Genomic DNA, 13,948 nt, shown 5'->3' with positions numbered 1-13,948 from the left:
ATATGAATACAGCCTATCAAGAATTCCTTGCAGATATCAAACAGTTTATCTGCAAAGACCGCATCTATACAGATGAGTTGCGCACCTTGGGATGGGGAACGGATGCCAGTTTCTACCGTCAGATTCCGCAGATCGTCATCCGAAGTGACGGTGAGGAGGAGTTGTCGAGAATCGTGAAGACCTGTCGTAAGCACAGGCTGCCTTTCACTTTCCGCGCGGCAGGCACCTCACTCTCAGGACAGAGCTGCTCTGACTCGATACTCATCGTGGCAGGCAAGCACTGGGAGAAATACGAGATCGGAGAGAATCTGAATACCATCCAACTGCAACCTGGTATCGTGGGGGCACGCGTCAATGAGATCCTGAAGCCTTACGGACGAGTGTTTCCGCCCGACCCTGCCTCCATCGGCTCGGCCATGGTGGGCGGCATCGTGGTGAATAATGCCTCGGGTATGAACTGCGGCGTTCATGCCAACAGCGACCGTATGATGGTGTCGGCACGTCTTATCTTGACTGACGGCACAATCCTTGACACAGGCGATGAACAGAGCAAGGAGGCGTTCCGTAAGAGTCACCCCGACTTTCTCAGACGGATTGAGGAACTGCGCGACAAGGTGCGCGCTGACGACGAGCTGGCATCGCGCATCCGTCAGAAATACAGTATCAAAAACGTGACAGGTCTGAACCTGCGACCGCTGATCGCCTATGATGACCCCTTCGACATCATTGCCCACGCCATGGTGGGCTCAGAAGGTACGCTGGCCTTCCTCGCCGAGGTAACGATGAAAACGCTACGTGACTACCCCTACAAGGCCTCGGCAATGGTATACTTCCTCACGATGAAGGAGAGTTGTGAGGCTGTGGTGGCCATGAAACAGCTCAAGGCAGGCGATGAGGATCTGGCGATGAGTGCAGAGAACCTGATGGTGAAAAGTGCCGAGATGCTCGACTATATGTCTCTGAGTGCTGTCGACGATCCCGTGTTCCTACAGTACAAAGAGGATGTGGATGCAGGCAGGATCGAGGGGGTGGAACCTGGCGACTACCACAATCTGACAGCTATCCTGACCGAGACCAAGGGTATCACCCATGAGCAACTGTTGGAAAAGATTGAGAAGATCAAGGCATGCTTGGAACAGTTCAGGCTCTATGCGCCCTTAGAGTTTACTGAAGACCCGCAGATCTACGGTAAATACTGGGCCATACGCTCGGGCATCTTCCCCTCTGTAGGTGGCACAAGACCAGTAGGTACATCATGCCTTATCGAGGATGTGGCCTTCCCCATAGAGAGTCTGCCAGAGGCAACGGTCAAGTTGCAGAAGCTCATTGCCGACCATGGTTACGGCGATGCTTGTATCTATGGTCATGCCTTCGAGGGCAATTACCACTTCATCCTTAACCAGAGTTTCAAGAGCGAGAGTGAGGTGAACCGCTATGCAGAGATGATGCGCGACGTGGCCAAACTTGTTGTCGAAGATTACGACGGCTCATTGAAGGCCGAACATGGCACAGGCCGTAATATGGCGCCATTCGTGAAGTATGAGTGGGGCAACAAGGCCTATGATGTCATGAAGGAGCTGAAGCAAATCTTCGACCCGGAAGGACTGCTGAACCCTGGCGTTATCTTCAACGACGATCCGGATTGCTTCATCAAATGTCTGAAGCCGTTACCGGTGCTTGATTTCGATTTCGACAAGGTACCCGACGGTGGCCATTACCTGATGGATCCCAGTCTCTCCACATCTAAGGAGACCATCGAACAGGTGAAACGGGCCAACAAGTGTATCGAGTGCGGCTTCTGCGAGGTCAACTGTATGTCGTGCGGCTTGACCCTTTCCTCCAGAATGCGTATCGCCGTACAGCGTGAGATATGCGAGTTGGAAGCCACGGGTGCCGATCCCCAGCGTGCCGCCACCCTACGTAAACAATATAAATACTATGGTGACCAGACCTGTGCAACCGACGGTCTCTGCTCGACCTCGTGTCCGATGAAGATCAACACAGGCGAGCTGACCCACCTGATTCGTCAGATGGACATGAACAACAATCCTACCGGCTATAAGATCGGTGAGTTTGCAGCCAACCACATGGCTGGCATCAAGCAGGGACTGCGTGTTGTGCTTGACGTGGCCCACCTCGGTCACATCACCCTCGGACCGACATTGATGACAAACGTGTGCCGTACGATGAACAAGATGGGACTGCCGCTCTGGACAACGGCCATGCCTAAGAAGAAACGTCAACCGAAGCCGTCGGACCTCACGCAGTTTATCATCGAAAAGGGAATCCCACAAAAAGAAGAGGAACACTCACCGCTGAAGGTCGTCTATTTCCCCAGCTGTATCAACCAGACGATGGGTACATCGAAAGAGAGCAAAGACAAACGTACACTGGTTGATGAGGTGATCCATCTGCTTGCCAAGGCTGGCTATGAGACCATCTTCCCTGAGGGCATGGAACACATGTGCTGCGGCCAGATATGGGAAAGCAAAGGTATGCTCGATATTGCCGACCGCAAGAGTGCAGAACTCGAAGAAGCCCTATGGAAAGCATCCGAGCACGGCAAATACCCCGTACTCTGTGCCCAAAGCCCGTGTCTGCACCGCATGCGTAAGGTGATGAAAAAGATGAAACTATACGAGCCTGCAGAGTTCATCATGACCTACCTCGTAGAACGTCTCGAATTCCACCCTATCGATCGTCATATTGCCCTTCATCTCACCTGTTCTACCCGTGAGATGGGAGTCGACAAGGACATGATAGCCCTTGCCAGACTCTGCTGTAACAATGTCTATCTGCCCGAAGGTGTTGGCTGCTGTGGCTTTGCCGGCGACCGTGGTTTCACCTTCCCAGAACTGAACAAGTATGGCTTACGTAAGTTACGTCCGCAGATAGAAGCGAACGCCATCGAGGTAGGCTACAGTAACAGTCGTACCTGTGAGATAGGACTCGAGACCAATACAGGCATCCCATACATGAGCATCATCTATCTGGTCAACGAATGTACTACCCCCAAGAAATAGAATTATTCACAAAACCTATATTAACTATGGCAGCAATCATATCTGTTATCCCTATCCTACTACTCTTTGTGCTCATGATGGGTCTGAAGGTGTCAGGATGGAAGAGTGCACTCGTTACCCTCGTTGTAACCATCTTATTGGCATTGTTTGTCGTTCCCTCGATAGGCATCGTGCCCGCGAAATATGCGGGAGCGTCCATCTACGGTATTGCCTTCTGGTCGGTGATCGAGGGCTTTCTCAAAGCCTGTTTCCCCATCATTCTGATTGTCATATGTGCCATCTTCAGCTACAGTATCCTGTGCGAGACGAAGGAGATCGAGACCATCAAGGCACAGTTCATCCAACTGACAAGTGACAAAGGACTGCTGGTGCTCCTGCTGACATGGGGCTTCGGTGGCGTGCTCGAAGGTATGGCAGGCTTTGGAACGGCTGTGGCCATCCCTGCAGCCATCCTCATCGGACTGGGTTTCAAACCGATGTTCTCGGCCGTTATCTGTCTGGTCGCCAATACCGTGGCCGTGGGCTTCGGTGCCGTCGGTCTACCGGCAACGACACTGGCCAATGAGGTAGCGGGCGAATTGACGGGTGGTATGGCGAGCCATGAGATGCTCTGCTCTATCTCCACCTATATCATTATCCAGCTCTCACTGATGTTCTATATCACACCGTTCTTTATCCTGATGATGACCGACAGGACCAAGCTCTTGAAGAACGTGACACTGGCATTCTTCGTCGGCACGTTCTCCATCCTCATCCAGTTCCTATGCGCCCTGTTCCTCGGTCCGGAGACGCCTGCCATCCTTGGAAGTGTCGGCAGTATCATCGCCATGCTGATATACAACAAACTATTTATCCGTCACCACGCAGAGAATGACGTGATGTACGTCGAGAAGAAGAAGTTCGGTTTCGCTAAGACCTTCCGCGCCTGGAGCGTCTATGGGTTCATCATCTTCTTCATTCTCATCTCCAGCAAGATCTGTCCGGACATCAACGCACTCTTGAAGTCTACGCTTGTCACGAAGTTCCAGATACCCGTCATCGGCAACACGTTTTCTTTCAGCTGGCTCTCGAATGCCGGACTGATGGTGTTCCTCGGTGCCATCATTGGCGGTCTCATCCAGGGAATGAGCATCGGACGACTGATGAAACTGCTCGGCAAAACGGCTTATAACCTACAGAAGACGGCGCTGACCATCTGCTGTCTCGTAGCCCTCGCCTCACTGATGAACAACACTGGCATGACGCTGGCCATCGCCACGGGACTCGTCGCCATCACAGGCGTCGCCTACCCGTTCTTCGCACCGCTTATCGGTAGCATCGGCACGTTCGTCACCGGTTCGGCCACATCGGCTAATATTCTCTTCGGTAAACTGCAGGCAGCTGCCGCCGGACAACTCGGTCTGGTGAACGATGCCAACTTCTTTGGTGTTTCCGGCAACGAGACCAACTGGATAGCTGCAGCCAACTGCGCCGGTTCGGAGGGCGGAAAACTGATCTCGCCACAGAGTATCGCCATTGCGACTGCCGCCTGCGATATGGAGGGACAGGATGGTGATATCATGCGCAAGACCTTACCTTTCGCCATCTTCTGGATACTAATGAATGGGCTGATGGTCTTCCTCGGACTGCACGTTATATAGCTGCTGTCCTTTGGACATGGCTAAAAAGAAAGGAACGCTGAGATATGTCAGCGCTCCTTTTTAGCTTCTTCGAAGAGGACACCGTAGTCAGATGTCGCACGACAGATAGGATTCATAACACTTCCGATTATCCTACCTTGTATGATATCACTATTCCAGTGATAACGACTGACAGTCCTTGACACGGCGAAATCGTTGGCAGCCCTCATGATCAGATCGGCCTTCTGTGGATAGAGTTCCATCAATGTCATGGCAGCCGACCATATTCCAGCAGCGTGACCACTTGGGTAGGAATTGGCATACAACAGATCCTTGCCCAGAGCCTCATACTGCTCTGGCGACTGTACCGTCGCATCGGTCCAGTTGCCGTTCTCATCATAGTAGTATTTTTCCATGCCGTCACCACTATACGATGCCTTATGTCCGTCATTGTCCTCAATCACAAAACAAGACAGTACATTGAACCGGTCGTCCGAGTCAGACTTGCGCTTTCCTTCCTGTTGTTCAGAGCAGCCAGGTCTTAACCGGCCATATTCATAATGACCAAGCGCAGGACTTGCGTGTTGGAGAATGCCTCTTGCTGAATTTCCTGCCTTCTGCACCAGAAGGACAAGCGCCGCAATCTTCCCTTCAGGGTTGATGATCTCACCGATCGTCGACTCGCCAAATACAGCATTGAAATCATACATGCCTCCAACATTCCTCTTATCCGTACCAAATATGTGACGCATATCACTGTCTTCGTCGGCAATGGCTTGAACCGTTCTCTGGTCCGGCAGGTTCCGTTCTGCGACAATACTGTTGTAGATATCCATATCCACCTTCAAGCAGCCATTGGCCGTCTTCTCGTCGGGGAAGGTCGGATTAATGCCGCCACGATCCGCGTATGCCGGCACATAAGGACCAGGAGCACTTGCCATGAACTTACGCAAATCAACATAGAAAGCATCATCGGTAACATGATTACGCGACTCTTCCGCGAGCATCACTGCCAGATGCGTATGATACCGGACGCCGCCGACTTCCTGCCTCATGATATCAGTCTTAGCCATAGAGTATGTATGCAAGGCCGCATAGACAGCACTTGCAACCAGTCGTGCCACATTGGGATCTGAATCGAAATGGTAGCCGTAGATAGGACTGTTCATGCCATAGCCACCGGCCTCATATCCCGCCTTATAGAGGGCATTACGCTTGGACGGATCAAGTTCGGATAACTGCATGGCACATAACCAGCCTATCATGGTCTTCTTGACGGCCTTGTTATCGCCCCGAGTTCCCGTGTAGTAATTGTACACAGACGGAAAGTTATTCTCCTTATAGAGTAAAGGCAGGGCATACTTACTCTTGCCTTCCGACTGATACAAGGCCTCTTCAGTCAGTTTTTGCAGATGTTCATAAGTCTTGCTGTCCTTACGCACATCGATCAAACCATTAAAACTCTCTTTGAGCACTTCATCAAGAAGTACGTCGGCCTTCTCTGCTAAACTCCTGTTACTATCGTCGCACTCACATGCAACAAAGACGAAAGGCAATATCAACAAAAGTATTTTTCTCATATCCTACAGCATATTCTTTACTCATAATGCCTGATTCTCACATCTATCCCCTCACCTTGCAGTTGTGAAGGAATGGTGGTCACGTCCGTCTGCCCATAGTGATAAGGAAACAGCACCTTGGGCTTGATCACCTTTGCCGCCCTGACCAGTTGTTCCGGCGTCATCGTGTAGGGCTGGTTACAAGGCAAGAAGGCAATATCGATATCCTTGATGGTCTCCATCTCAGGAATATCCTCCGTATCACCGGCAATATAGACCCGCAGTCCGTCAAGAGTCAAGATATATCCATTATCACGCCCTTTGGGATGGAACTGCAGATGACCTTCAGTTGTATTATATGCAGGAACAGCCTCAACCGTGACATCGTCTGCTATCTGTAACTTGTCACCGTTCACCATCACCTTTGGCTGATGCTGTCCATCAGAACCGTACATATCAGCGCAACGCCGGTTCATGATCAATTGTGTTTGCTCCGCAGACAATAGTCTGATAGTCGATGCATCATAATGGTCGGCATGTTCGTGCGTCACGAAGATATAGTCGGCCTTGGGCATCATCGTATAATCCACGACTCTCCCGCCCAGCTTCGAGCACGGGTCAATTTCTATCTCCTTGCCGTCGTACTCGATACGGATACAGGAATGCATCAGAGCGTGGAACTTGATGTCTTTTCCACCCTTGGTTTTGAAAACATCTACCTCGTAGACATCAGTGGTCACCGCCATCCCAGCCTCTTTCCAGGCAATGATGCCACCCTTCAGGTTCACACACTTATAGCCCGCGGCGGCCAGTCGACCAGCAGCATTGGCAGAACGACGACCACTTCTACAATAGATGGCAATCGTCTTGTCTGCAGGAAGAATCGCCTTAATCTTCTCTATAAAGTGATCCTCTCCCTGGTCGATATTGAGAGCTCCCTCAATATGCCCTTCGGTGAACTCCGCAGGAGTACGCACATCCAGTACCACGACACGAGTATTCTCCATCAGCTCTGCGAAAGCCTTCACATCAGCATTCTCAAAGTTCTCCTGACCACAAGCTGTTGTCAGCCCTAAAACAGTCAGTAAGCAAGTCACTATCTTTTTCATACAATTCTATGGTTATCACACCGCTCCTCTAAAGCGTCGAATGATGCAAATAATCCGTAAATACTATTAAATATTTCCGCAAAGATACGCTTTTAGATTGAGATATCAGAGACTTTTTTTAATTTTGCAACCGATTTTACAATTGTTTATGATTAGAATGAGAAAGAGCATCATCACGACCCTATTTGTCGCCCTCTTTGCTGTCACAGCGAACGCACAGACGACATTAAAGAAAGTATACAACGAAGATATCAACCCCATCGAACAGATAGACCAAGCCATTGCCAAAGCTCAGTCTGAAGGAAAGTTCGTCATCTGTCAGGTTGGTGGTAACTGGTGTCCGTGGTGCCTGCGCTTTGCCGATTTCATCACGAACGACAGCACGATCAGTCAGGTTATTGACGACAGTTTCGTGTATATCCACGTCAACTACAATCCACGTAAGTCTCAAGATGACGTAGAAAAGGCACAGCAAGTAAAGACCATGCTACAGCGCCTGAACCACCCCGAGCGTTTCGGATTCCCCGTCTTCGTCGTGCTTGACGAGACCGGTAAGGTCGTCCATATCCAGGATTCGAGCTTTCTGGAAGAGGGCAACGGCTATCATCAGAAGAAAGTGCTCCGTTTCTTCAATAACTGGACTCCAAAGGCCGTGAAAGGGTAATAATCATGAGTTTCGAATATATGTCGCAAGAGGGCTACGATAAGCTCGTAGCCGAACTGCATCAGTTGGAGAGCATAGAACTGCCACAGGTGAAAGACGCCATCGCCGAGGCCCGCGACAAGGGCGACCTTAGCGAGAACTTCGAGTATCATGCCGCCAAACGAGAACAGTCTCGTCTATTGGGTAGGATACGTTTCAAACAGCGGGTGCTGGCCAATGCACGAGTCATTGACATGTCAAGACTCGGCACCGATAGTGTCCAACTGCTCAGTAAGGTTGAGATGACCAATCTGGCCAACAACAGTAAGATGACCTACACGATTGCTAGTCCCCACGAGGCAAACATCCGCGAAGGGAAGATATCCATCAAGTCACCTATCGCACAAGCCCTCCTCTACAAGAAGACAGGCGACATCGTGGAAGTACGTGTTCCGGCAGGAACGCTAAGACTCCGCATTGAGAGCATCTGCCTCTAAGACGGCGGAAGCCTTAGTCACTCCTATTCCTCCATCAGTTTACGGTAACGGATACGTTTGGGTTCTTCAAGACCCAGACGCTGTGCCTTGTTCTGTTCGTACTCGGTATAATTGCCTTCGAAGAAGAACACGTTCCCCTCTCCCGACCCATCGGCCGGTGTCTCAAAGGCAAGGATATGTGTACAGATACGATCCAAGAACCAACGGTCGTGACTGATGATGACAGCACAGCCTGCAAAGGCATCCAAGCCCTCCTCAAGAGCCCGGAGTGTGTTCACGTCGATATCGTTTGTAGGTTCATCGAGCAACAGCACGTTTCCTTCCTGTTTCAAGGCGATTGCCAGATGCAGACGGTTACGTTCACCACCAGAGAGTACAGCACATTTCTTCTCCTGGTCGGCACCATTGAAATTAAAGCGAGAGAGATAAGCACGTACATTCACGTCGCGCCCACCCATGCGGATGGTCTCATTGCCACCACTGACCACCTGATAGACCGTCTTCTCCGGATCAATATCCTTATGCTGCTGATCGACGTAGCTCAGTTTTACGGTCTCTCCTACCTCGAAGGTACCGGCATCAGCCTGTTCCTGTCCCATAATCAGACGGAACAATGTGGTCTTACCAGCGCCATTAGGTCCGATAACACCGACTATACCATTAGGCGGCAACACGAAGTTCAGGTCGGTGAAGAGTTGTTTCTCCGGATACGACTTCGTCACACCATGTGCCTCGATCACCTTATTACCCAGACGCGGACCATTCGGAATAAAGATCTCCAACTTCTCCTCCTTCTGCTTCTGTTCCTCGTTCAGCATCTTATCATAGGAGTTCAAACGAGCCTTTCCTTTGGCATGACGCGCCTTCGGAGCCATACGCACCCATTCCAGCTCACGTTCCAAAGTCTTACGACGCTTTGAGGCCGACTTCTCCTCCTGTGCCAGTCGCTGACTCTTCTGCTCCAGCCACGACGAGTAATTACCTTTCCAGGGTATACCCTCACCACGATCCAGTTCGAGTATCCACTCTGCCACGTCATCGAGGAAATAACGGTCATGCGTCACGGCGATGACCGTTCCCTCATACTGCTGCAGGTGCTGCTCCAACCAGTCGATAGACTCCGCATCGAGGTGGTTGGTCGGCTCGTCAAGCAGGAGCACATCCGGCTTCTGAAGTAGCAGTCGACAGAGTGCCACACGACGACGCTCACCACCGGAGAGGTTCTTCACGCTCCAGTCACCGGGAGGACAGTTCAATGCAGCCATCGCACGATCGAGCTTCGAATCCATATTCCAGGCATCCGTCGCATCGATGATATCCTGCAACTCAGCCTGGCGCGCCATCAGTTTCTCCATTTTGTCGGGATCCTCGTAGTATTCGGGCAGTCCGAACTTCACATTGATCTCATCATATTCTGCAAGAGCGTCGTACACATGCTGCACGCCCTCCATCACATTCTCCTTCACCGTCTTATCCTCGTTCAGTGGCGGATCCTGCGGCAGATAGCCCACTGAGTAGCCGGGGCTCCACACCACATTACCTTGATACTGCTGGTCGAGACCGGCAATAATCTTCATCAGAGTCGACTTACCGGCACCGTTCAGACCGATGATACCGATTTTCGCTCCATAGAAGAAGCTGAGATAAATATTCTTGAGAACCTGTTTCTGGTTTTGCTGGATGGTCTTGCTCACGCCGACCATGGAGAAAATCACTTTCTTATCGTCTACTGTCGCCATAGGATTATTTCTTTTCTGTTATTACATCAACACTTGTCTTAAATCTGTGGCAAATGGAAACGGTACTGGTTGTTGAACACCTCCTTGACCGAGTTGATCTCGAGGAATTTCGTGCCACCGCCCTCACCGACATTTCCACTCAGGTAGGCAATCTTGTCCTCATCCTGCACATAGCCCTTCTGACGCAGCATACGGACGGCAGCATGGAACAGTTCCTCATTGCTGATGTGTTCTTTCTGATAGACAGGAATCACACCATACGACAGGTTCAAAAGACGCTGAAGCTTGTCGTTGTAGCAGATGGCAAGCACGGGGTTCGGTCCTCGGAAAGCTGCTAGATTACGAGCCGTATCACCCGTATTAGAATCCGTGATGATACCCTTCACGCCCAACTTCTCCGTGGCTTCGATAGCCGAATGAGCCATAAACTCACGGATATCACATTGAGGCGACAGAGGCACCTCGATATCGTTCTCACGCATCTTATCCTTCTCTGCCTGCTCAGCTATGGCAGCCATTGTCCGTACAGCCTCCACTGGGTACTTACCACTGGCCGTCTCGCCCGAGAGCATCAGAGCGTCGGTACGATAGTATATCGCGTTAGCGATGTCGGTCACCTCAGCTCGCGTAGGACGAGGGTTCTGTATCATCGAATGAAGCATCTGCGTGGCCACGATAACAGGTTTCTTGGCCCTAACACACTTACGGATAATCTGTCGCTGGATACCTGGAATACGCTCGATAGGTACCTCAATACCTAAGTCACCACGTGCGATCATGATACCATACGAGGCCTCAATAATCTCATCGATATTATCCACGCCCTCCTGATTCTCAATCTTTGAAATAATCTTGATATCCGAGTTATAGGCATCCAATATTGCCTGTACGGCACGCACGTCAGCGGCAGAGCGGACAAAAGAGTGAGCGATAAAATCGATATCCTGATCGATGGCCAACATGATATTCTTACGGTCCTTCCCAGTCAGTGCCGGCAGGGCAATATGGACACCAGGCACGTTGACGCTCTTATGAGAACCCAGTACACCGTCGTTCTGCACCTGGGCAATCACCGCAGGACCATTGATACCAATCACCTGCATATCCAGCGCTCCGTCATCGAAGAGGATATGGCATCCCTCATACACGTCAGCAGCAAAATTCTGGTAGGAAAGATTGATGATATCATGAGTCGTATCCATCTCCGGGCGTCCAAAGATCTTCACTACATCACCCGTCTTATAGGCGATTGGCTCCTCGCACCCCGTGGTGCGTACTTCTGGCCCTTTCGTATCGATAAGGATACCTATATGATGACTGACAGACCGCACATTATTTATAATCTGCTTAAGACCCTTCTCATCGGCATGGGCCGTGTTCATCCTGACTACATTCATCCCCGCTTCAAACAGACTGCGAATGAAATCCACCTCACACCGACGGTCACTTATACTGGCTACTATTTTTGTCTGCTTCATACCTGTGTTTTTGTTTTTTCAGGTGCAAAGGTACAAAAATCCGCCCAAACGGTATAGAAAATAGCAAAATTTTGAAAAAAAACGCGAGAAAATTTCGGTATCCCGCTGAAAAACAGTATCTTTGCAGTCCGAAATCGAGATTATTCGGTTTTTCACATTATTAATATATAAGAAAAAAAAGGAAAGAAATGACAAAGGCAGAAATCATCAACAAAATTGCTGAGGAGACAGGTGTTGCCAAGAAAGACGTAGCTACCACGGTTGAGGCGTTCATGGAAGAGATCCGTACTAGCCTTGCCGAGAACAAGCAGAATGTATACTTGCGTGGTTTTGGTACATTCGTAGTAAAGCATCGCGCACAGAAGACCGCTCGTAATATCTCAAAGAACACGACCATCGTGATCGATGCTCACGATTTCCCCGCTTTCAAGCCCTCAAAGAGTTTCATTGAGAAGATGAAGTAATTAACATTTAAATATTATAAGATTATGCCAAACGGAAAGAAGAAGAAGGGTCACAAGATGGCCACTCACAAGCGCAAAAAGAGACTGCGCAAGAACCGTCACAAGAGCAAGTAATTACTTGCGGTGACCCCGTAAAAAAGAAATGAAAGGAGTGTGCCTGCTGATTCCCAAGAGAATAGCGACACACCCTTTTGAATTTAACGACCCCCAAGAAAAGATTGAGAAGCAAATGACAAGTGAAGTAATCATTGATGTCCAACCGAAGGACATATCGATTGCTCTGCTCGAGGACAAACAGCTGGTTGAGTACCAGCAGGAGCAGCGCACGGCATCGTTCTCGGTGGGTAACATCTATGTGGCAAAGGTAAAGAAACTGATGCCCGGCCTCAACGCATGCTTCGTTGATGTCGGTGCTGAGCGCGTGGCTTTCCTGCACTATCTTGACCTGGGCAGTCAATTTTACTCTTATGAGAAGTACCTGAAGCAGGTAGTCAGCGACCGAAAGAAGCTCTACCCCATCCAGAAAGCCCACATCCAACCAGAATTACCCAAAGGCGGTAGCATCGCCAATACACTGAAAGTCGGTCAGGAGATCCTTGTCCAGATTGTCAAGGAACCCATTAACACAAAAGGTCCCCGACTGACGTGTGAGTTAAGTTTTGCAGGCCGTTATCTAGTGTTGATACCCTTTGACGACAGTGTATCCGTGTCCACGAAGATCAAGCGTGGTGAGGAGCGAAGTCGATTGAAGCAACTCATTCAGAGTATCAAACCGAAAAACTTTGGCGTTATTGTCAGGACAGTGGCAGAGGGAAAGAGAGCTGCAGAGCTTGATGCTGAACTGAAGATTCTGCTGAAGCGTTGGGAAGACGCCATCACGAAAGTCCAGAAGACCACAGAACGCCCCCAGTTGTGCTTTGAGGAGGAAAGCAGAGCCGTGGCGCTCCTTCGTGATCTGTTCAACCCCACCTACGACGGCATTCACGTCAACGACAGCGGAGTCCATGATGAAATCAAAAACTATCTGGGTCTGATTGCTCCAGAGAAGAAAGACATTATCAAGCTTTACAACGGGACAGTACCTATCTTCGACAACTTCAACGTCACCAAGCAGTTGAAGTCGGGCTTTGGAAAGACTGTAAACTACAAGCATGGCGCCTATCTGATTATTGAACATACGGAGGCTATGCATGTGGTTGACGTCAACAGCGGTACACGTATCAAGAAGGAGAATGGTCAGGAGGCCAATGCCTTGGAGACCAACCTCGGTGCCGCAGACGAACTGGCACGCCAACTTCGTCTGCGTGACATGGGAGGCATCATCGTCGTCGACTTTATCGACATGAAGCTCCCAGAAGACCGTCAGTTGCTGTACGAACGGATGTGTAAGAACATGCAGAAGGACCGTGCCAAGCACAATATCCTACCGCTTTCAAAGTTCGGTCTGATGCAGATTACCCGTCAGCGTGTCCGTCCAGCCATGAGCGTAAACGTCGAGGAAGTCTGTCCGACCTGTTTCGGAAAAGGCACGATTAAATCCAGCATTCTGTTCACAGATACTCTCGAGAATAAAATTGACACTCTGGTCAACAAGATCGGAATCCACAAGTTCTATCTACACGTGCATCCCTATGTGGCTGCCTTCATCAACAAAGGCGTGTTCAGTCTAAAGCGCCAATGGCAAATGAAATACGGACTCGGTGTCCGTGTGATTCCATCCCAGAAGCTGGCTTTCCTACAATATGAGTTCTACGATTCCGACAAGCAATTCATAGACATGCAGGAAGAGATCGAGACCAAGTAAAGCCAAAAGAACG

10 protein-coding genes are annotated in these 13,948 nt (G+C 50.1%); 6 read left to right on the top strand and 4 right to left on the bottom strand.

The annotated features are described in order from the left end of the window. Positions 1 to 2: 2 nt before the first annotated feature. Positions 3 to 3,023, top strand: coding sequence for an FAD-binding and (Fe-S)-binding domain-containing protein (locus tag BLU99_RS00135; protein WP_091899173.1), 3,021 nt, complete (start codon positions 3 to 5; stop codon positions 3,021 to 3,023). A 26-nt stretch (positions 3,024 to 3,049) separates the two neighbouring features. Next, entirely contained in the window at positions 3,050 to 4,663 is a 1,614-nt protein-coding gene (locus BLU99_RS00130) for an L-lactate permease (protein WP_091899172.1), read from the top strand. 47 nt (positions 4,664 to 4,710) lie between these two features. On the opposite strand, the gene BLU99_RS00125 is transcribed toward BLU99_RS00130, so the two are convergent. Beyond that, positions 4,711 to 6,222, bottom strand: coding sequence for a phosphatase PAP2 family protein (locus BLU99_RS00125; RefSeq protein ID WP_091899171.1), 1,512 nt, complete (start codon positions 6,220 to 6,222; stop codon positions 4,711 to 4,713). Between the two features lie 17 nt (positions 6,223 to 6,239). Beyond that, on the bottom strand, positions 6,240 to 7,310 hold the full coding sequence (locus tag BLU99_RS00120) for an MBL fold metallo-hydrolase (protein WP_255397390.1): 1,071 nt from the start codon (positions 7,308 to 7,310) through the stop codon (positions 6,240 to 6,242). Positions 7,311 to 7,458: 148 nt separating this feature from the next. Here BLU99_RS00120 and BLU99_RS00115 point away from each other — a divergent pair, with 148 nt between their 5' ends. Together BLU99_RS00115 and greA are read left to right on the top strand one after the other, a co-directional pair. After that, a complete protein-coding gene (locus tag BLU99_RS00115) occupies positions 7,459 to 7,974 on the top strand; it encodes a thioredoxin family protein (protein WP_255397389.1) in 516 nt (171 codons plus the stop codon). A gap of 5 nt (positions 7,975 to 7,979) precedes the next feature. Then, entirely contained in the window at positions 7,980 to 8,450 is a 471-nt protein-coding gene (gene greA, locus BLU99_RS00110) for a transcription elongation factor GreA (RefSeq protein ID WP_091899169.1), read from the top strand. A 23-nt stretch (positions 8,451 to 8,473) separates the two neighbouring features. Here greA and ettA read toward each other — a convergent pair whose 3' ends face one another. Together ettA and pyk are read right to left on the bottom strand one after the other, a co-directional pair. Then, positions 8,474 to 10,189: an energy-dependent translational throttle protein EttA gene (gene ettA, locus BLU99_RS00105; RefSeq protein WP_091899168.1), complete on the bottom strand. Its 1,716-nt coding sequence runs from the start codon at positions 10,187 to 10,189 to the stop codon at positions 8,474 to 8,476. A 38-nt stretch (positions 10,190 to 10,227) separates the two neighbouring features. Then, the gene (gene pyk / locus BLU99_RS00100; RefSeq protein ID WP_091899167.1) at positions 10,228 to 11,667 is read right to left on the bottom strand and encodes a pyruvate kinase; all 1,440 of its coding nucleotides are present in this window, start codon (positions 11,665 to 11,667) and stop codon (positions 10,228 to 10,230) included. 188 nt (positions 11,668 to 11,855) lie between these two features. Here pyk and BLU99_RS00095 point away from each other — a divergent pair, with 188 nt between their 5' ends. Continuing rightward, positions 11,856 to 12,131, top strand: coding sequence for an HU family DNA-binding protein (locus tag BLU99_RS00095; RefSeq protein WP_091899166.1), 276 nt, complete (start codon positions 11,856 to 11,858; stop codon positions 12,129 to 12,131). A gap of 229 nt (positions 12,132 to 12,360) precedes the next feature. Then, positions 12,361 to 13,935 (top strand): Rne/Rng family ribonuclease, encoded by a 1,575-nt coding sequence (locus tag BLU99_RS00090; RefSeq protein ID WP_091899165.1) that lies wholly within the window; start codon positions 12,361 to 12,363, stop codon positions 13,933 to 13,935. Positions 13,936 to 13,948 lie beyond the last annotated feature (13 nt).

The organism is Prevotella sp. lc2012 (assembly GCF_900107065.1).
Taxonomy (GTDB): Bacteria; Bacteroidota; Bacteroidia; order Bacteroidales; family Bacteroidaceae; genus Prevotella.
The sequence above is the reverse complement of the archived record's forward strand: the minus strand, read 5'-3'. Positions and strand labels throughout refer to the sequence as shown.

What these genes read in the sequence shown, in the direction of transcription:
- BLU99_RS00120 (WP_255397390.1), bottom strand. Translation starts at nt 7,310, where the DNA reads ATGAAAAAGATAGTGACTTGCTTACTGACTGTTTTAGGGCTGACAACA.
- BLU99_RS00125 (WP_091899171.1), bottom strand. Translation starts at nt 6,222, where the DNA reads ATGAGAAAAATACTTTTGTTGATATTGCCTTTCGTCTTTGTTGCATGT.
- pyk (WP_091899167.1), bottom strand. Translation starts at nt 11,667, where the DNA reads ATGAAGCAGACAAAAATAGTAGCCAGTATAAGTGACCGTCGGTGTGAG.
- BLU99_RS00135 (WP_091899173.1), top strand. Translation starts at nt 3, where the DNA reads ATGAATACAGCCTATCAAGAATTCCTTGCAGATATCAAACAGTTTATC.
- BLU99_RS00130 (WP_091899172.1), top strand. Translation starts at nt 3,050, where the DNA reads ATGGCAGCAATCATATCTGTTATCCCTATCCTACTACTCTTTGTGCTC.
- ettA (WP_091899168.1), bottom strand. Translation starts at nt 10,189, where the DNA reads ATGGCGACAGTAGACGATAAGAAAGTGATTTTCTCCATGGTCGGCGTG.
- BLU99_RS00090 (WP_091899165.1), top strand. Translation starts at nt 12,361, where the DNA reads ATGACAAGTGAAGTAATCATTGATGTCCAACCGAAGGACATATCGATT.
- BLU99_RS00095 (WP_091899166.1), top strand. Translation starts at nt 11,856, where the DNA reads ATGACAAAGGCAGAAATCATCAACAAAATTGCTGAGGAGACAGGTGTT.
- BLU99_RS00115 (WP_255397389.1), top strand. Translation starts at nt 7,459, where the DNA reads ATGATTAGAATGAGAAAGAGCATCATCACGACCCTATTTGTCGCCCTC.
- greA (WP_091899169.1), top strand. Translation starts at nt 7,980, where the DNA reads ATGAGTTTCGAATATATGTCGCAAGAGGGCTACGATAAGCTCGTAGCC.